Raw genomic sequence first — 19,813 nt, forward strand, 5'->3', positions numbered from 1 at the left:
AAAAGCAAGAATAGTTTATATTTTTTAAATACCGTTTTTATTTGATTATATATGTCTATTTACCTTTTAAAACCACATCAACCCCTTTTGATTCGTTAACTCTTAGGGTGTTTGGTATAATGTATAGAAAATGAGCGAGAAAAAGAGGGTTTACCATGTCTGAACATACACCAATGATGCAACAATATTTGAAAATTAAAGAGCAATATACAGACGCATTTTTATTCTTCCGTTTGGGAGATTTCTATGAGATGTTTTTTGAGGATGCCGTTAATGCATCTGCATTATTAGAAATTACGTTAACTAGTAGGGATTCCGGTGCACGAGAACGTATACCAATGTGCGGTATACCTTATCACTCCGCTACTGGATATATTGAAACATTAATCCATAAAGGTCATAAAGTAGCGATATGTGAACAAATGGAAGACCCACGCAACGTAAAGGGAATTGTTAAACGTGAAGTCGTTAAAGTTATTACGCCTGGAACATTAACAGAAGGTAAAACAATTGATGTCGAGGCAAATCATTTTATAGGTGCTATCGATAGCTTAGGGTATCAACGTTATGCACTAGCGTATCTTGATGTCGGTACTGGAGAAGGGAAAGTAGAGTTAATTGAAGGAAGCGAGCGAACACTGCTGGCAGAAATCGAAGCACTTAACATGAAGGAAATTATCGTTGATCAACAACTTCATGTTATTTTGACAGATCTGTTCGAAAGTCGCGAAATCATGCTTTCAATTGAAGATACGGAGCATTCGGGATCAATTGGTCATGATACATATGACCATTTGCCAGAAGAGTTGCAGGAAGCTTGCCGTAAGTTGCAGTCGTATCTACTACGCATGCAAAAGATGGTTTTTGGTCATATTCGGCCTTTCATCTATATAGAGAAAGATGCTAAGTTATCGATTGATGCGAACTCGATGCGGAATTTAGAGCTTGTACAAACTATTCGTTCAGGCAAAAAAGAAGGTACGTTGTTCTGGGTACTTGATGAAACCGTTACAGCGATGGGTGCGAGGAAATTACGGATGTGGATTCACCAGCCTTTGGCGCAGCGACAAGCGATTGAAGATCGTCTAGAAACTGTAAACAACTTACTTGATGAGTATTTCTTGCGTGAAGAGTTACTAGAAGAATTGCATGACGTTTATGATGTAGAACGCCTTGCCGGCAGAATATCTATGGGTAGTGCAAGTGCACGTGATCTTGCACAATTACGCAATTCATTGTCACATATACCAAAACTAAAACAATTGCTTGAACAATCGAAGCGTCCGATGTTACAGCGCTTTGCTGACCGAATGGATCCTTGCGGAGAAACATTCCAGTTGTTGACGGATGCGATAGCAGTCAACCCACCGATATCTAGTAAAGACGGTGGACTCATTTTGGACGGTTATCATGAAAAATTAGATGAGCTTCGAAATGCTTCCCGTAATGGAAAGACATGGTTAGCGCAACTTGAGCAAAAAGAGCGACAACTGACCGGAATTAAAACGTTGAAAATAGGCTATAATCGGATTTTTGGGTATTATATTGAAATCACTAAATCCAATATTCATTTAGCTGACTTATCTCGCTATGAACGTAAGCAGACACTCGCGAATGCAGAGCGATACATAACGACGGAGCTGAAAGAAAAAGAAGAACTGATCCTAAACGCGGAGGCAGACAGCCAGACATTGGAATTGGATTTATTCCAGTCAATTCGCGAACAGGTGAAGGGCGATGTACAACGAATTCAACAACTAGCATCTGTCATCAGTGAACTGGATGTTTTGCTGTCATTTGCTAAAGTATCTGAAAAGAATCAATATGTTCGACCAGTGTTCCATACAGGGAAGGCTGTCGACATTGAAAATGGCCGACATCCAGTCGTGGAGAAAATGATGAACCATTCATTATATATCCCAAATTCTTGTATGCTAGCTGAAGATGAAAATATGTTGCTTATTACAGGCCCCAACATGTCGGGTAAAAGTACGTATATGCGTCAAGTAGCTTTGACTGTAGTGATGGCACAAATCGGTTGTTTCGTGCCTTGTGAAAAGGCTATACTGCCCATCACAGATCAAATATTCACACGTATAGGAGCTGCGGATGACGTGGCGTCGGGACAGAGTACATTCATGATGGAAATGATGGAGTCTCAATATGCATTGGCTCATGCGTCCTCCCACAGTCTATTGTTGTTTGACGAGATTGGGCGCGGAACTTCAACGTATGATGGGATGGCACTCGCACAAGCGATGATGGAGTATATCCATGAAGAAATTGGTGCGAACACACTGTTTTCTACCCATTATCATGAACTGACACAATTGGAAGATGTGTTAGATCGCTTATTGAACGTACACGTTGCGGCGAAAGAGCAAAATGGTAAAGTCGTGTTCCTGCATAAAGTATTACCTGGAGCAGCCGATCGAAGCTACGGGATTCATGTAGCAGAACTCGCAGGTCTTCCTGCAGATGTAGTAGGACGTGCAAAAACCTTGTTACAGCGATTTGAAGAAGATAGTACAACGAAAGGCGCGTCATCTGTGTCAGAACAGCTTGCCTTGTTTGAAACGGACAGCGAGCCTATGCTTTCCGCAGAAACACAAAAATTGCTCGATGAAATAGAAGCGGTGGACTTGATGAATATGACACCTATGCAAACCATGCAGAAAATAATGGAGTGGAAAGAACGCCTGACCACAGAGAAGAAGGGGTGAAGCGGATGAATCAAATTCACATCATGGAAGACACACTAGCCAATAAAATAGCGGCGGGAGAAGTGGTGGAACGTCCTGCTTCTATCGTTAAGGAACTAGTGGAAAATGCGATTGATGCGCAAAGTACTAAAATTGAAGTATCTCTAGTGGAGGCGGGTTTGACTTCGATCCGTGTTACCGATAATGGCAAGGGGATGTCTGAAGAAGATGCCATTCGCTGTTTTGAAAGGCATGCTACTAGTAAAATAACTAATGAACATGATCTGTTTCGAATTCGTACGCTTGGGTTTCGAGGAGAAGCCTTAGCAAGTATTGCCGCAGTATCAAAAGTATCGTTATGGACTTCTGATGGTGTAGAAGGTGCTGTAGTGGAGATAGAAGGCGGTAAAGTACTGAAGTATGAAGCGGGAGCATTACGAAAAGGCACAGATTTTCTTATACAACATTTATTTTTTAATACGCCCGCACGTTTGAAATATATGAAAACGATTCAGACGGAACTTGGACATACGATAGATTTATTGAATCGATTAGCATTAAGTCATCCTGACATTTCCTTTTCGTTAACTCACGATCATCATGAAGTTCTTAGAACATCGGGTTCAGGAGACTTATTACGGGTATTATCAGATATATACGGTGTAGGAGTTGCCCGTAAGATGATCCCGTTTCAAAAGGAAGATGCTGATTTTAAGGTGAAAGGTTTTATTACACTTCCTGAGATGACACGCGCATCTAAAAATTATATTTCACTTCTGATGAATGGCCGTTGGATTAAAAGCTATGCGGGAACGCAAGCAGCTATTGATGCGATGCATACGTACTTACCTATAGGAAGGTTTCCGATTGCAGTTATTGATATTACAGCAGATCCTATTTTGACAGATGTCAACGTTCATCCTGCGAAGCGTCATATCCGTATTAGTAAAGAAGGAGAATTACTTTCTTTGATAAAGGCAGCAATTAGAGAGGCAATTCAAGGAGTCACTATAATTCCTGACGCGGTAAAGAAAGAGAAGCCTGTTAAAAGAGACTCGCAACAGCAGACAATTTGGACACCTTCTTATCGTCGGCCGGAAGTAGCGGTTCCATTAGAAGGACAAGAAGTACAGTCTTCCATTACGCCTGTGGAAGCGCCTATTACAGAGCAAGCTACACCGGTCTTTCCAGAAGCTGTTTTTGAACCGCAAGAAGAACCCATGCCGCAAGAGCCTACTGTCTATGAGCAGCAACAGCAGGAAATGAATCATTTTCCTTCCATTGCACCGATCGGACAAGTTCATGGAACATATATAGTGGCGCAAAATGAAGACGGATTTTATTTGATCGATCAGCACGCTGCGCAAGAACGAATCAAATATGAATACTTCAAAGTGAAGCTTGGACAAGTGGATGCTGGTGAACGGCAGCAATTGCTCTTACCACTAGTTTTTCATTACTCAGCTGATGAGCAAGTAAAGATTGAAGAGTGTAAAGATGCACTGGAAGAAGTCGGTGTGTTTTTGGAAGCATTCGGTCCAGCGACGTATACCGTGAAAGAGTATCCTTCATGGTTCCCTGAAGGACAAGCTACCTCGATCATAGAAGAAATGATTGAGCAAGTACTCGAGAAACGCAAAGTCGATGTCGAGAAACTGCGTGAGGAAAGTGCCATTATGATGAGTTGTAAAAAATCGATCAAAGCAAATTATTACTTAAGACAAGAAGACATGGAACAATTACTGACTGATCTAGGTGCATGTCATAATCCTTATACATGTCCGCATGGTCGTCCAGTATTGATCCATTTTACAACGTATGAATTAGAGAAAATGTTTAAACGAGTGATGTAACAGAGCACATCAGAGAGGAGCGATTTTATGTTTTCTACATTAGAAAGATCAAGCAGAATTCAGGACTTGAGAAACTTTTCATTCGATGTTTTAGTTGTCGGTGGAGGGATTACAGGTGCCGGAATCGCATTGGATGCGGCTGCAAGAGGATTTTCGGTTGCCCTAGTTGATATGCAAGATTTTGCGGCGGGAACATCTAGCCGTTCAACTAAACTGATACATGGCGGTTTACGCTATTTAAAACAACTAGAAGTGAAAATAGTGGCAGAAACGGGAAAAGAACGGGAAATTGTCTTCCGTAACTCTCGTAACATTACCAAATCAAGACCGATGCTATTGCCGATTTATCAAAAAGGAACGTATGGCAAGTATTCCACTTCTGTCGGGCTTCTCGCCTACGACCTACTGGCGGGTGTAAAGCCGGCAGAACGACGGGAAATGTTGACGAAAGAAGAAACAGCTGAACTTGAACCATTACTGAAAAAGGAACGCTTAAAAGGTGGCGGGTATTATGTGGAGTATCAAACCGATGATGCGCGCTTGACGATTGAAGTACTGAAGAAAGCGGCAGAAAAAGGCGCACTTTGCTTGAATTATATGAAGTGCGAACAATTCAACTTTGAGAAAGATCGAATCGTTGGAGCAGTATTAAGTGATCAACTAACCGGTGAACGATTTTCCGTAGGGGCTTCTATGGTGATCAACGCATCTGGTCCGTGGGTAGATGAGTTGCAGCAGAAAATTAGCAGCAAACATACGAAACAATTGCATATTACGAAAGGTGTCCATATCGTAGTAGATCAATCTATCTTCCCGTTGCAACAAGCAATCTATTTTGATAACTCGGATGGTCGTATGTTATTTGCTATTCCACGGGATAATAAAACGTATATAGGAACGACTGATACATTTTATACCGAGGATAAACAGCATCCTATAGCGACCGAAGAGGATATACATTATATTATCGATGCGGTTAGTGAGATATTCCCAAGCATTCATCTTCAACGTCAACATGTAGAATCTACGTGGGCAGGAATTCGTCCATTGATTGCACAAGAAGGTAAGGATGCCTCTGAAATCTCACGAAGAGATGAAGTGTGGGAAACAGTTCCTGGATTGCTGACGATTGCAGGAGGGAAGTTAACAGGCTACCGTCAGATGGCGGAAGTCGTAGTGGATCGAATTAGTGAACAGCTAGTAAAGCCATCTATCAAGCGATGTGAAACGAAGGATATCCCCGTTTCAGGAAGTGATTTCATAGACGATGAAGCGTTGAAGCAATTTATTGACCTACAAGCGGAAAGAGCACCTAAATTCGGCTTAACTCCACAGCAAGGAGCGCGTCTTGCTTCATTTTACGGAAGAAATAGTGATGAAGTTTTCCAATTAGCCCACTCGATTTCAGCAGAAGAGAACAATTTGCCGATAAGTTTACGCGCAGAGATCTTATATGGAATTCATCATGAAATGGTCACAACGCCAAGCGATTTCTTTATCCGCAGAAAAGGTGATTTATATTTCCAAATCGATGTTGTAGAATCATTAGCGACACAAGTAACCGACTATATGGCAAAGTTGTTGCAGTATACAGAAAGTGAGAAAGCCACTCATGAAAATGATTTGCAAAATGCGATTGCGGAAGCGAAGGGAAGTGTAAGTTCATGACAGACCAATGGATAACAATGCGTGACGGGACTAAAGTGTATGGGACAAGTTATACACCGGAGACTGAGCCGATTGGCCGTGTGCACATCATTCATGGATTAGCAGAACATAGCGGACGCTATAAAAGATTCGCACAGTACTTGCAGTCGCAAGGGTATGTCGTGACGTTGCATGACCAAAGGGGACACGGTAAGACAGCTATAGAAAATGGGCATGTTTACGGCTATATAGGTGAGTCTGCTACATTCGACCAATTGGTAGATGATGCATTCGAAGTGAATCAATGTTATCAACTACAATACCCGGAACTTCCCGTTGTACTACTCGGTCATAGCATGGGTTCATTCGTTGCTAGGCGCTATATCCAGCTTTATAGTCAGACGATTAGTCAAGTGATCTTATCGGGCACTGGATCTAATTCTGAGTTCACTGCACATGCTGCGATTGCGTTGGCTGCGTATAGGGAAGATAAGTTCCCTAAAGAGCAACCGGATGTGTTTTTGAACAACTTGGTCTTCGGCAATTATTCGAAACAATTTCCTGATGAAGGTGAATTTGCTTGGCTATCGCGCGATGTAGAAAGCGTGGCTGATTACGAAGAGGATGAGGCATGTGGTTTCGTACCGACTGCTCAACTATTTCGTGTGTTGCTTGAAGGAATGAATTCAATGGAAGTGCCTGAATTTTTGTTGAATATTCCGAATGAACTACCGATTTTATTATTCTCAGGTACAGATGATTTAGTAGGAGACCGCGCTAAAGGTGTGTGGAAAGTAGCCAAACAATTCGACAAAGCGAAACAACAGCAAGTTACTGTTCAGCTCTATGAAGGCGGAAGGCACGAGATGCTTCAGGAAACCAACTACAAACAAGTGTATATGACTATCGTAGAATGGATGAAACGACATGAACTTACCCGTTGATGTACTAGCAGTAGTAGGACCGACTGCTTCAGGGAAAACAGCGCTTAGCATAGCCCTGGCAAAATTATTTAATGGAGAAATCATTAATGGAGATGCTATGCAAGTATATAAAGAATTGGATATCGGCACAGCAAAGATTCATCGTTCTGAAATGCAAGGAATTCCACACCATTTCTTTGATGTAAAAGAACCAACAGAATCGTTTTCCGTAGCGGAATATCAGCTAGCGGTGAGACAATGGATAGCGGATATTCAATCTCGTGGAAAACTACCTATTATTGTTGGTGGCAGTGGAATGTATGTTCAGTCCGTTTTGTTTGATTATCGATTTACTGAACAAGCCGCCGACCCTGAAGTGCGAGCGCGCATAGAACGGGAACTTGAACTAGAAGGCGCAGATGTCTTGCACGCGAAACTTGCAGAATTAGATGCGAAAAGTGCAGAGAAAATCCATCCGAATAATCATAGACGTCTAGTGCGTGCGCTAGAGATCCTTGAAGTGACGGGTCAAACAAAGCAAGACCATGAACAGCAACAAGGAAATCAGCCGATGTATCATTCTGTAATTATTGGTCTGGATCTTCCCCGTGATCTACTCTATGAACGAATCGATATGCGTGTGGAACAAATGGTTCAAGCGGGTTTGTTTACAGAAGTACAGCAACTCTGGAATAAAGGGATTCGGCACACCCAATCTGTACAAGCGATAGGTTATAAAGAACTGATTTCCTATTTTGACGGACAATTAACAAAAGAGCAGGCAATAGAAGCGGTAATGAAAAACACACGTAATTATGCAAAAAGGCAGCTGACCTACTTTCGTAATAAATTGCCTGTCCAGTGGGTAGATGCTAATCAGTCGGGGGAAGAAGTTTTTCAAACAACCTGTAAGATAATAAAGGATTTTCAGAAGTGAGTATGGAATAACTAAATAACAGGGACGAGGAGGCAATCGAATGGCACAAGGAAATATGCAAGATACGTTTTTGAATTCTTTACGGAAGAACAACACATTCGTGACAATCTTTTTACTAAATGGTTTTCAACTAAAGGGTCTAATCAAGTCGTATGATAATTATACGGTTCTATTGGAAACAGACGGTAAGCAACAGCTTATTTATAAGCATGCGATTTCTACGTATGCCCCTGCAAAACCAGTTATTTTAAAAGACGAACTATAAACAGGCGCTTGCCTGTTTTTTTGTTGTCTTTCATTTGGTATATACACTTCATCTGGTAAAATAGAATATGACAAAATGAAATGAGGTACTACACATGCAAATAACACCCATAAATGATGAATTACTGATTAAATCACAAGAAGCGGAGGAACTAATTGCTCCGTACGTGAAGACAGTAGAAGAAATTGCGTTTTTTAACCAAAGAAAAGTCTTACAAGCATTCAAAAAAAATCAGGTAAGCGACTTTCATTTATCCGGCTCTACAGGTTATGGTTATGATGACAGTGGCCGTGATGTATTGGAACAAGTATACTCAGATGTATTCGGAGCGGAAGACTGTCTTGTCAGAAATCAAATTATCTCAGGCACGCATGCCATTACAATTAGCTTGTTTGGGATATTGCGTCCGGGTGATGAACTTCTTTATATTACGGGTAAACCATACGATACGTTGGAGTCTATCATTTCCGGCAATGGCAAAGATACGGGTTCACTAGAGGACTTTCACATTTCTTATCAGCATATTGATTTGAAAGAGGATGGCTCTGTTGATTATGAGAAAGCCAAAGTGACGATTTCATCGAAGACGAAAGTCGTAGCAATCCAACGTTCGAAAGGTTATTCAAGCAATCCATCATTCAGAATCCATGAAATTGAAGCGATTATTAAGGAAATCCGTAAAATCAAAGAAGATGTCGTGATATTTGTAGATAATTGCTATGGAGAATTTGTGGAAATGAAAGAGCCCGTAGAAGTTGGAGCAGATCTGATGGCAGGATCGCTCATCAAAAATCCAGGCGGCGGACTTGCCAGAACAGGTGGATACATAGCAGGTAAGAAAGACTTGGTTGAGAAGTGTGCATATCGAATGACTTCTCCAGGCCTTGGAGCTGAGGCAGGAGCCTCACTAGATACGTTACTTGAGATGTACCAAGGATTCTTCTTAGCCCCACACGTAGTAAGTCAAGCGGTCAAAGGCGCGCTATTCACATCGGCATTTTTCGGTAGCTTTGGTATGGATACCACACCGCATTACAGTGAGCTTCGAACGGATTTAATCCAATCAGTGAATTTTTTAAACGCCGAACAAATGATTGCATTCTGTCAGATGATCCAGCAAAACTCACCAATTAATGCTCAATATGCACCGGAGCCATCCTATATGCCCGGTTATGCCGATGACGTCATAATGGCAGCGGGTACGTTCATTCAAGGATCCAGTATCGAATTGACAGCTGACGGCCCAATTAGACCACCCTACACAGCATATATTCAAGGTGGATTGACCTATGAGCATGTAAAATCCGCAGTACTAGATTCTATGGAACAATTGCTTGAAAAGAAGTTGGTATAAAAAAAGTGTATCGAGAACCTATTAAGGTTTCTCGATACACTTTTTTGTTGATTAATGAATCATACGGAAAACACCAATCACTTTTCCTAAAATAGAAACTTGATCTACAATGATTGGCTCCATAGAGGAGTTTTCTGGTTGGAGTCGGAAATAGTCTTTCTCTTTAAAGAAACGTTTAACTGTCGCTTCGTCTTCTTCTGTCATAGCTACAACGATTTCACCATTACTTGCGGAGTGGGTTTGTCTGACAATCACACGGTCTCCGTTTAAGATGCCAGCTTCAATCATACTATCTCCTACAATCTCTAACATGAAGATTTCATCCTCTGATGAACCGAATGTATCCGGCAATGGGAAGTACTCTTCGATATTTTCAATTGTCGTAATTGGATTACCAGCTGTAACTTTACCAATCAATGGCACATGCATAACGCCACTCTTTAACTCGTCCAGTCCTTCAGGATCCAAAATTTCGATGGCACGAGGTTTTGTCGGATCTCGGCGTATAAAACCTTTGCTTTCGAGCCGTGATAAGTGACCGTGAACCGTGGAACTTGATGCAAGACCGACAGCTTCTCCAATTTCACGAACGGAAGGGGGGTAACCTTTTAAACGCACTTCATCTTTTATGAAAGCAAGTATTTCTTCTTGTCTCTTTGATATTTTCTTCAACAGATTCACCTCTTCTACTAGTTTGCGAGCAATGGAATACTGAACCACTATTTTGAATATAGTATAACATGTGTTCGATTAGTAATCAAACAAAGGTTCTAATTTTGCTTGACATGGAATCATATGTTCTCTTATAATTAAGAACAGGTATTCCGAACGTGCATTCTAAATGCGCAAATTAGAGGAGGAGTTATTATGGAATTTGTTAAAGAATTTATTAAAAACAATTATTATTTCGCTGTATTATTAATAGTATGTGTGTCATTTGCCTGGGTTCAATTCGATAAAATAGCCGTGGAAGATCACTATATGGAAATCGTTGTTAATGAAGGAGATACACTATGGCAACTGGCTTCTAACTACTCAGAAGATATACCAACCACTCATTGGATCGAACAGGTACGTTCATTAAATGAATTGCCTACCGATCAAATCGTTTCAGGTGAATTACTGCGTGTGCCTGTTAAAATTAATAAACAAACAGATATCCGGGTGGCTGAAATAGGAGTGGGAACTAAATGACAGAAAAGACGTGTGTAATATACTGCCGAGTGAGTACAGAAAAAGAAACACAAGAGCAGTCTATTGTAAGGCAGCAGGAAGAACTAGAAAAGTTAGCTACTGAGTTATCCTATGATTGTGTTGGAATTTACACAGATCGGCAGAGTGGGTATGATATGGATCGTGAAGGCCTTCTATCCATGTTGGATCAAATCCAAAATGGTTTAGTGGATGCAGTATTCATTCAAGATGAGACACGATTAGGTCGAGGGAATGCAAGGGTCGCGATATTGCATGTAATTGCAAAAAGTGAAACGGCTGTGATTACCAATCATTCAAACGGTACAATAGAACTGAATGAAATGGATTCCATGTTACTAGAAATTCTCGCAATCGTAGAGGAATATCAACGTAAACTACATAATGCAAAAATACGTAGAGGGATGAAGCGTGCTGTTGACAGAGGCTATGATCCATCAAAGAATCTGCGGAATATTGATCAGGGACCGGGGCGTGAAAGACTTGAACTACCAATAGAAGAAATTGTCTCGCTTCGCAACAAAGGTCTCACATACGAAGAAATTGCAACGGTATTGAATGGACTTGGCCATGCTGTCAGTAAAGCGACGGTTCATAGAAGATATAAAGAGTTTATTGCACAAGAACACTAATAGGTTGCACTTTTCCTTCAGGTTGTTTACATTTTATTAAACGACTAACTTATGGAGGGTTTTAAAGATGCTATCAGAAAAGAAAATAAAACGTATTAATGAATTGGCGAATAAAAAGAAAACAACAGGATTATCGATCGAGGAAGCAAAAGAACAGACGCGGTTGAGAAAGGAATACTTGGAATCATTCCGTTCAAGCATGCGTGAAACGATCGAATCGGTCAAAGTAGTAGATCCTGAAGGAAATGATGTAACACCTGAAAAAGTTAAACTAGCGCGAGCGAATCAAAAGCCGCTAAATTGATGATAGGTAAAGGATTAACATTGTAATTAACTCTAGAATTGACTACACTAGAGAAGGAATATGTACTATAAAACACTCATATGAGACAGGACGGAAAGGATGTACAGCATGACCGAAAAAATCGATCAACTGGCAATAACGACAATCCGAACATTATCAATCGATGCAATTGAAAAAGCAAATTCTGGTCACCCGGGATTACCGATGGGTGCAGCACCGATGGCGTATACACTATGGACACAACATTTACACCATAATCCATCAAACCCACAATGGTTCAATCGTGACCGTTTTGTACTTTCAGCAGGACACGGCTCCATGTTACTTTACAGCTTGTTGCACTTAAGTGGCTACGGTTTGACTATTGATGACTTAAAGAACTTCAGACAATGGGATTCAAAGACACCTGGACATCCGGAGTATGGACACACTGCAGGAGTTGAAGCGACAACAGGACCACTTGGACAAGGGATTGGTATGTCCGTTGGTATGGCAATGGCTGAAAAACATCTTGCGGCAACGTATAACAAGCCCGGTTTCGATATTGTCGATCACTACACATATGCACTTTGCGGTGATGGAGATTTGATGGAAGGTGTGGCGGCAGAAGCAATTTCTATGGCAGGCCACCTTCAATTGAATAAACTGATCGTGCTATATGATAGTAACGATATTTCTTTAGATGGCGATTTAGATATGTCGTTCTCTGAAAACATTAGAAAACGCTTTGAATCATATGGCTGGAACTATGCACGCGTAGAAGATGGCAATGATACAAAATCTGTTTCAGATGCAATTGAAAAAGCAAAAGGCAATACAGGAGGACCGACAATCATTGAAGTGAAAACTGTCATTGGTTACGGATCACCAAATAAGTCTGGTAAAGCAGATGCACACGGTGCACCGTTAGGTGAAGATGAAATGGCGCTTACGAAAGAGTATTACAAGTGGACATTTGAAGAAGACTTCTACGTTCCAGAAGAAGTTTATGACCGTTTTAATTCAGCAACAGATCAACTGGGTGTTCAATCAGAGAATCAATGGAATGAACTATTCGCAAGCTACGAAAACGAACATAAAGAATTGGCAACACAGTTAAAATTAGCGATGGCAAACGAACTTCCAACTGATTTAAAAGAACAAATGCCAGTTTATGAAGCAGGTGCTTCTGTAGCGACTCGTTCAGCATCTGGTGAGTCAATCAATGCATTAGCGAAAGCAGTTCCGGCATTATTTGGTGGTAGCGCGGACCTTGCGGGTTCAAACAAGACAACGATTAAAAATGCAGGTGATTTCACTGCAGACGACTATGCTGGCCGTAATATATGGTTTGGTGTTCGTGAATTCGCTATGGGGACTGCTCTAAACGGCATGACTCTTCACGGCGGAGTGAAAGTATTTGGTGGAACATTCTTCGTGTTTAGTGATTATGTACGTCCTGCTATTCGATTGTCTGCATTAATGGGCTTACCCGTAACATATGTATTCACACATGATAGCGTAGCGGTCGGAGAAGACGGACCTACTCATGAACCAGTTGAGCAATTGGCTTCATTACGTGCAATGCCTGGATTGACTATCATCCGTCCTGCTGACGGAAATGAAACATCTGCAGCATGGCATATAGCTGCTACTTCAAAAGACACACCAACTGTCTTAGTCTTGTCTAGACAAAACCTTGAAGTATTGCCTAAATCACAAGAACTAGCGATGGAATATGTACCAAAAGGTGCGTATGTCATATCACCTGCTTCTAAAGAGCAAGCGGATGGTTTACTGCTTGCAAGCGGCTCGGAAGTAAGTCTTGCAGTTGAAGCGCAGAAAGCTCTTAAAGAACAAGGTGTCGACGTCGCTGTCGTCTCCATGCCTTCATGGGATCTATTTGAGAAACAGGATCAAGCGTACAAAGATTCTGTTCTTCCAAAGAACATCAAGAAGAGAGTAGCGATTGAGATGGGAGCTTCCCTTGGCTGGCATAAATACTCAGGCGATGAAGGAACTGTCATGGCAATTGATACATTTGGTGCAAGTGCGCCAGGCGACTTAGTCATTGAAAAGTATGGCTTTACTGTAGAAAATGTTGTAAGAGAAATGACAAATCTATTAAATAACTAAGCATACGCAACACACGGCTCTTTCTATCAAAGAGCCGTGTGTTTTTTTGCGCAGCTTTACGACAATAATAGTGATGAAGTTTTCCGCAAACTGACACGATTTACTGAGGACAAGTTCTATGATAGACAGTAGGAGGTGTTCGTTATGAGGAAGTATGAAATTTTCAAGATCAAGTCAGCGTATCAGTCCTTCATAATGGGACGTGAACGATTATTATTTGAGCTGCTAACAGTAGGTCCTTCTACGAACTATCAAGAAATTGAATATTTATGTGATCGGTTAAATCAAAGAGAACTAGATACTATTATTCAGAATAACTTGGCAAAAAGTTTTGATGAATTGGATTCATATCATAATGAATATCGATTGACACACTTAATCAAGGGAGAAGTATTCATCAAAATGGGTACGCACAGTATACAGGTGTATTGCCAAGGGTCACGCATGTTGGATTTAGATTTATTTGTAGCACTATCCACTTCAACTGATCGTTTTTTTGCGGTGATGAATGAACAGCAAGAATGCGGCTGGCTCAAACCACTTAAACACTCTGAACGCATGATACTAGAAAATTCGATGATGTAAAAACTTCCGCACAATTTGCGTACAGTCATTGCTATTCACTGCTGCTATGTTGTATAATCCTTCTTGGTAGTATGTAATCGAACTATTTTTATGAGGGGGGTTTGGCAGTAATGACTTTATGGATAGCAATTTTATTGATCGTCGTCGCTTTGATCGGCGGAGTAGCTCTCGGCTTTTTCATAGCACGTAAATATATGATGAATTATTTGAAGGACAATCCGCCAATTAATGAACAAATGTTACGTATGATGATGATGCAAATGGGACAGAAACCTTCACAAAAGAAAATTAACCAAATGATGGCTCAGATGAGCAAGGTTCAAGACAAGCCAGCTAAAAAAAAATAAGTAAAACTCCGTGATTAGCAGAATTGCTAACACGGAGCTTTTTTATTTTCTATTGTATAGCATTATCAAGAATATAAACGAAAACGACTGAGGAATGTTTGAACCGTTTGCAGATATTCATCTGGATTATCATTATATGATTTAGCGTGAGCACCTTTTGCGAAAAGCTTCATCATTTTATCGCCTTCTTTTAATTCGTATAACTCTTCCGTCATTTGAGGCAAAATGAATGTGTCTTCCATGCTATGAATGAATAATACGGGTTTATCAATAAACTTCATCACTTCGCGGGGGGAAACAGCTGCAGAAGTATAACCATCACGAATCTTCAAAAACAAATTGGCGATTCGCAAGCTCATTGAGGTCTTAAAAGGCATCTCTGTACGAATGATATGCAATAGTTGCTCTGAGAAATCAGAAAATGGACAATCAGATATATAGAAATCCGCCTCATCTTCATACGTACCTGCGTACAACAGCGTAGTGGCAGCTCCCATAGATTCTCCATGGATGCCAATTAAAGCGCGCTTACCTACACGTTCACGAACAGCTGTCACAACTTCTTTTAAGTCTATTTTTTCATAAAATCCAAAACTTGTTGTTTTGCCGCCAGAATCACCATGCCGCCGATGATCAAAAATAACAGAATTAAATCCTAAACGTTCAAACAGTCGTGCATATTTGATAGAATTCACTTTATTTTCCGTTACGCCATGACAAATGACAACCGTTCGTGTTGTATCTAAAGGTCGCAAGAAGATCGCGCGTAAGTTATAGCCGTTAGGTGAGGGAATCCAAATATCATCTTTTCTTATAGTTTCAAACCACTGACGATCAAAGCGTTTAGCAATCATTTCACGCTGCAAAATAACTTCTGAGTCTTTTGTTTTTAAATACATTAGACGATTAGTGAGAAGAATCCCGAAAATTGTAAGAAACGCTGTCATCACACTTGACGCTATACCGACAATATACACTACTCTACGTTTCACCAAAATCCTCCTTTCTATTTACTTCTTCGTTTATATAAGTTATACATCGCCGTTTCAATGGGATGTGACAGATAAGGTGCAACTTCATCTACTGCTGCACATATTTTATCCAGATCAATCCCTGTTTCTACATTGATTGACTGCAAAAGATATAACGCATCTTCCGTTGCGACATTACCTGTAGCGCCAGGTGCAAAAGGACAGCCACCGAGACCACCTGCAGATGTATCGAATCGATCAACACCTGCTTGTAAGGAGGCGTAAATATTAGCTAATCCTAATTTACGGGTATCATGGAAGTGTGCTGTAATTAAAATATTTGGAAACTGTTTTTTTAGTTCTCGAAACAAAGTATAGCTGGCTAAAGGGTTGGCCATACCGTCAGTATCTGCCACACTTAATTCATCTACACCCATATCGACAAACTTCTTGCAAAGTGCCAGAGTTTGTTCAAGTGGAATAAAACCTTCATACGGACAGTGAAATGCTGTTGAAATACAAGCTCTTACAAAACGCTGATCTATTTTGAGCTGATGGACAATAGGTCGCAACGTCTCCACGCTCTCCGTAGTGGAGCGATTGATATTATGTTGATTGAATGTATCACTCACGCCTACAAACACCGCCATGCTATCTGCACCAGCTTTGAGTGCATTCTCAACACCACGTGCGTTTGGCGTGAGAACAATCTGCCTGCCTTGTTTGCTAACTCGTGCCATAATCTCTTTGGAATCTGACATTTGTGGTACCCACTTTGGCGATACGAAAGAGGTAACTTCCATTTCATGTATACCTGCTTGCTGCAAAGAATGTATAAAAGCTAATTTTTGATCAGTAGGAATACTGTTTTTTTCATTTTGTAAGCCATCGCGCGGTCCAACCTCGATTAACGTTACGTTTTTTGGTAAGCTATACATAAACATCCCTCCCTCAATCTATTGTACGTAATTAAAGCGAATAAGGGCAATGTATAACCCTTGACAATTATCTGGATAATTTCAATAAGAGGCATCTCAATTATCAAATAGAAAGTAGTGTTTACTATGTCAAAAAAACAACGAAAAGCATCGACGAAACAAGAGAGCAAAATCGTAGATGAGTCTGCAACTTCACTTTCAGATTTAATGAGCGATGATATGTTAGCTAAATTAAAAGGAATGAAGCAGGAAATGAAAGTAGAAGAAGAATTAAAATTGGAACAGGAAAAAGAAATACGTATTCAAGAGCGCAAAGAACGTGAGAAAAATAAAAGTTTTGAAGAATTACTAGAGGAATATGGATATGATGGAACCAAGTATTAAGAGTACTACTTAAATAGATGTGGGAATAGCTGTACTAGTAAAATGATTGCTATATTAAAAGCCTTTTGCAAAGGAGAGGGAATAATGAAGTTTTTGTATATTACGTATTGTGATAAACTAAATACTCAAAAAGAACCTACATCCCAAAATCTTTTGAAGCGCGTTCATTCAGCCCCAATTGAGCATCCAATTGTTCATTGGGTGCAAAGAAATTTAGAAACTATTGAGAAAACAGGGCCTATTATATATTATGATTTTCCTGAAAAAAAGGTAGAGAGTTTTTATAATATGTTATTAGATGCACATGCGGAAAAAAACAATGATTCTCCAAGACCTTGGAAGTTCTTGCCCATCCCTTCGGAAGAACAGTATGTATATCCGATTGCGCAATATGACAAAGAATATGGCATCACGTATTATGAATCTATATACAAATACATAACGGTTCTTGGGGTCATATTAAATATCTTTGACTTTGAAGCGAATCAATTAATTATACACATTCAATAAGATCGAAGAACGTATCCAGGAGGATGTAAGATGAAACAGCTTGATGTAAGGCTTTATGAATATTTACTAGCAAAATTGCCGAAAATCACTACTTCTTGGTTAGCGATGAGAATAATAGAAAAAGATTCTATTTATTCACTCAGCGCGCACCCAGAAATGGAAGAAACACTTCGTGAACAAAATAGATTAACGAATTTAACCATCATTAGTAGTTTACTTGATGATCCTGAAATCTTTGAAAAAAACAAAATAAAATGGGCTGCCGTTGTCGCTCTAAGTAGAGTCAACAGCAATACCCCCATAGAAGAAGTTATAGAGGCGTTAAGTAAACTTCGTTTAACATACTGGCAAATAATAAATGATTTTAAGTTGGCCAATATAGACGACATTAAACTAGAAGATTATATGCGTTGGAGTGAAACGATCAATAGTGCATTTGATCAAATTTATATTAATTTCGCGGAAACCTATAATGAATATATCAACAGCAAGTTTGATATCCAACAAAGCTTAATTAATGAGTTAAGCTCACCCATCATTAAAATTACCGATAAAATTGGTATAGTACCGCTAATTGGTGATATGGATGAGCTGCGTGCACGTATTATGTTGGAAAGTATTCCGGAGAGAAGTTTAGAGTCTGACATTGAACATTTATTCATTGACTTATCGGGAGTGACCGTAATTGATACACTGGTAGCTCAGAAGATTTTTCAAGTTACAAAAGTGTTATCTCTATTAGGAACAAGATGCACCATTACAGGTATCTTACCGGCAATTGCCCAAGCGTCGACAGAGCTTGGTTTAGATTTTACGAATATCCAAACATTTAGTTCTTTGCAATTAGCTTTCTCAAAAGAATTTATTATTGTAGAACAGTAAAAAGCCAAGTCACTTATGAGTGACTTGGCTTTTAGATTTCACTTATTTTTTTCTTGGAAATCAAGCATGAATTGCTGTAACGCCTGACATGCTTCAAATGGTACTGCGTTGTATGCAGACGCACGACATCCGCCTACAGAACGGTGACCATTTAGCCCGACGAATCCTGCCTCTTTAGCTTCTTGTAAGAATTGTTTTTCCAACTCTTCATCCGCTACACGGAAGGTGATGTTCATCAATGAGCGACTTTCTATTTCAGCATGTCCTGTATAGAAACCATTACTGTTGTCGATTACCTCATAGATCAAGTTCGCTTTTTCTTCATTGCGCTTTGCGATTTTTTCCAAGCCGCCTTGTTGTTGCATCCAACCAAGCACTTCACCCAACATGTAAATACCAAATGACGGAGGAGTGTTATATAAAGAGTTGCTAGACGAATGTGTACTATATTTCAAAATAGCTGGAATCGCGCTATTCGCATTATCTAACAAGTCTTTGCGGATAATCGCAACTGTAACACCTGAAGGTCCAAGGTTTTTTTGAGCACCGGCATAAATCATTCCGAATTTACTAACGTCTAATGGTCTTGACAGAATATCACTGGACATATCAGCAATCAACGGAACATTGCCAGTGACAGGGAACTCGTGGAATTGTGTACCGAAGATTGTGTTGTTTGATGTAATATGCACGTACGCATCCGTTTCTTCAAATGTAATTTCTTCTGAAGATGGAACGCGATTATAATTTGCATTTTTTGTAGAAGCAGCTTCGTATACTTCACCGATTGTCCCTGCTTCTTTAAGTGCTTTGTCTGACCATGCGCCTGACATAATATAGCTTGCTTTTTTTCCTTTTGCTAAGAAGTTCATCGGTACCATTGCAAATTGTAGACTAGCTCCACCTTGCAAGAATAGTACTTCATAGTTTTCAGGAATTGTGAATAAAGAACGTAAGCGTTCAATTGCTTGATTATGTACTTGTTCATAAGTAGCACTGCGGTGACTCATTTCCATAATAGACATTCCTGATTCTTTAAAATTCACTAGTTCAGCTTGTGCTTTTTCAAGAACTTCTCGTGGGAGAGCGGATGGACCCGCGTTAAAATTATAGACAGACTTTTGATTACTCAACAAACTCACTCCTTCATTAGTTTACAACCCTAAAGTAAAGTATATATGAAAAATCATACATGGGGAATAGCTATCTGCCAATTCGCAATAAATTACTCAACTCAATAAGATGCTCGTCT

20 protein-coding genes are annotated in these 19,813 nt (G+C 40.0%); 16 read left to right on the forward strand and 4 right to left on the reverse strand.

Going from position 1 to position 19,813, the window contains the following annotated elements; translation table 11 throughout:
- Positions 1-155: 155 nt before the first annotated feature.
- The 7 genes from mutS (at position 156) to CSV64_RS01275 (ending at position 9,681) form a co-directional block, all read left to right on the forward strand.
- Positions 156-2,723 carry a DNA mismatch repair protein MutS gene (gene mutS / locus CSV64_RS01245; RefSeq protein ID WP_099633233.1) on the forward strand — a complete coding sequence of 856 codons (2,568 nt, stop codon included), beginning with the start codon at positions 156-158 and terminating at the stop codon, positions 2,721-2,723.
- A gap of 5 nt (positions 2,724-2,728) precedes the next feature.
- Positions 2,729-4,555 carry a DNA mismatch repair endonuclease MutL gene (gene mutL / locus CSV64_RS01250; RefSeq protein ID WP_099633234.1) on the forward strand — a complete coding sequence of 609 codons (1,827 nt, stop codon included), beginning with the start codon at positions 2,729-2,731 and terminating at the stop codon, positions 4,553-4,555.
- A gap of 27 nt (positions 4,556-4,582) precedes the next feature.
- Entirely contained in the window at positions 4,583-6,223 is a 1,641-nt protein-coding gene (locus CSV64_RS01255; protein WP_099633235.1) for a glycerol-3-phosphate dehydrogenase/oxidase, read from the forward strand.
- Positions 6,220-7,146, forward strand: a complete 927-nt coding sequence (locus CSV64_RS01260; RefSeq protein WP_099633236.1) for an alpha/beta hydrolase — start codon at positions 6,220-6,222, stop codon at positions 7,144-7,146. Before CSV64_RS01255 ends, CSV64_RS01260 begins: the two co-directional genes overlap by 4 nt.
- Positions 7,130-8,062 carry a tRNA (adenosine(37)-N6)-dimethylallyltransferase MiaA gene (gene miaA / locus CSV64_RS01265; protein WP_099633237.1) on the forward strand — a complete coding sequence of 311 codons (933 nt, stop codon included), beginning with the start codon at positions 7,130-7,132 and terminating at the stop codon, positions 8,060-8,062. Before CSV64_RS01260 ends, miaA begins: the two co-directional genes overlap by 17 nt.
- A gap of 40 nt (positions 8,063-8,102) precedes the next feature.
- Entirely contained in the window at positions 8,103-8,327 is a 225-nt protein-coding gene (gene hfq, locus CSV64_RS01270) for an RNA chaperone Hfq (RefSeq protein ID WP_099633238.1), read from the forward strand.
- Positions 8,328-8,421: 94 nt separating this feature from the next.
- Positions 8,422-9,681: a methionine gamma-lyase family protein gene (locus CSV64_RS01275; protein WP_099633239.1), complete on the forward strand. Its 1,260-nt coding sequence runs from the start codon at positions 8,422-8,424 to the stop codon at positions 9,679-9,681.
- Positions 9,682-9,732: 51 nt separating this feature from the next.
- On the opposite strand, the gene lexA is transcribed toward CSV64_RS01275, so the two are convergent.
- A complete protein-coding gene (lexA, locus tag CSV64_RS01280) occupies positions 9,733-10,353 on the reverse strand; it encodes a transcriptional repressor LexA (protein WP_099633240.1) in 621 nt (206 codons plus the stop codon).
- A gap of 195 nt (positions 10,354-10,548) precedes the next feature.
- On the opposite strand from lexA, the gene yneA reads away from it, so the two are divergent.
- From yneA to CSV64_RS01310, 6 genes are all read left to right on the forward strand, one after another.
- The gene (gene yneA / locus CSV64_RS01285; protein ID WP_099633241.1) at positions 10,549-10,875 is read left to right on the forward strand and encodes a cell division suppressor protein YneA; all 327 of its coding nucleotides are present in this window, start codon (positions 10,549-10,551) and stop codon (positions 10,873-10,875) included.
- Complete coding sequence (locus CSV64_RS01290; RefSeq protein ID WP_099633242.1) at positions 10,872-11,525, forward strand: YneB family resolvase-like protein; 654 nt, start codon at positions 10,872-10,874, stop codon at positions 11,523-11,525. The genes yneA and CSV64_RS01290 overlap by 4 nt, the downstream gene beginning before the upstream one ends.
- Before the next feature lie 67 nt (positions 11,526-11,592).
- Positions 11,593-11,829: a DUF896 domain-containing protein gene (locus CSV64_RS01295; RefSeq protein ID WP_099633243.1), complete on the forward strand. Its 237-nt coding sequence runs from the start codon at positions 11,593-11,595 to the stop codon at positions 11,827-11,829.
- Between the two features lie 108 nt (positions 11,830-11,937).
- The gene (gene tkt, locus CSV64_RS01300) at positions 11,938-13,944 is read left to right on the forward strand and encodes a transketolase (RefSeq protein WP_099633244.1); all 2,007 of its coding nucleotides are present in this window, start codon (positions 11,938-11,940) and stop codon (positions 13,942-13,944) included.
- A 144-nt stretch (positions 13,945-14,088) separates the two neighbouring features.
- Positions 14,089-14,529, forward strand: coding sequence for a sporulation inhibitor of replication protein SirA (sirA, locus tag CSV64_RS01305; protein ID WP_099633245.1), 441 nt, complete (start codon positions 14,089-14,091; stop codon positions 14,527-14,529).
- Between the two features lie 110 nt (positions 14,530-14,639).
- Positions 14,640-14,876 (forward strand): YneF family protein, encoded by a 237-nt coding sequence (locus CSV64_RS01310; RefSeq protein WP_099633246.1) that lies wholly within the window; start codon positions 14,640-14,642, stop codon positions 14,874-14,876.
- A gap of 65 nt (positions 14,877-14,941) precedes the next feature.
- Here the strand turns inward: CSV64_RS01310 and CSV64_RS01315 are convergent, their stop codons facing one another.
- Positions 14,942-15,868: an alpha/beta hydrolase gene (locus tag CSV64_RS01315; RefSeq protein WP_099633247.1), complete on the reverse strand. Its 927-nt coding sequence runs from the start codon at positions 15,866-15,868 to the stop codon at positions 14,942-14,944.
- A 14-nt stretch (positions 15,869-15,882) separates the two neighbouring features.
- Entirely contained in the window at positions 15,883-16,785 is a 903-nt protein-coding gene (locus CSV64_RS01320) for a hydroxymethylglutaryl-CoA lyase (RefSeq protein WP_099633248.1), read from the reverse strand.
- A gap of 126 nt (positions 16,786-16,911) precedes the next feature.
- Between CSV64_RS01320 and CSV64_RS01325 the strand changes: the two genes are divergently transcribed.
- The 3 genes from CSV64_RS01325 to CSV64_RS01335 all read left to right on the forward strand — a co-directional run bounded on the left by CSV64_RS01325 (position 16,912) and on the right by CSV64_RS01335 (position 18,561).
- Positions 16,912-17,169 carry a YqkE family protein gene (locus CSV64_RS01325; protein WP_099633249.1) on the forward strand — a complete coding sequence of 86 codons (258 nt, stop codon included), beginning with the start codon at positions 16,912-16,914 and terminating at the stop codon, positions 17,167-17,169.
- A gap of 84 nt (positions 17,170-17,253) precedes the next feature.
- A complete protein-coding gene (locus tag CSV64_RS01330) occupies positions 17,254-17,679 on the forward strand; it encodes a hypothetical protein (RefSeq protein WP_099633250.1) in 426 nt (141 codons plus the stop codon).
- Positions 17,680-17,709: 30 nt separating this feature from the next.
- Positions 17,710-18,561, forward strand: a complete 852-nt coding sequence (locus tag CSV64_RS01335; RefSeq protein ID WP_099633251.1) for an STAS domain-containing protein — start codon at positions 17,710-17,712, stop codon at positions 18,559-18,561.
- A gap of 38 nt (positions 18,562-18,599) precedes the next feature.
- Here the strand turns inward: CSV64_RS01335 and serC are convergent, their stop codons facing one another.
- On the reverse strand, positions 18,600-19,697 hold the full coding sequence (serC, locus tag CSV64_RS01340) for a 3-phosphoserine/phosphohydroxythreonine transaminase (RefSeq protein WP_099633252.1): 1,098 nt from the start codon (positions 19,695-19,697) through the stop codon (positions 18,600-18,602).
- Positions 19,698-19,813 lie beyond the last annotated feature (116 nt).

Source organism: Sporosarcina sp. P32b (assembly GCF_002743335.1).
Lineage (GTDB): Bacteria > Bacillota > Bacilli > Bacillales_A > Planococcaceae > Sporosarcina.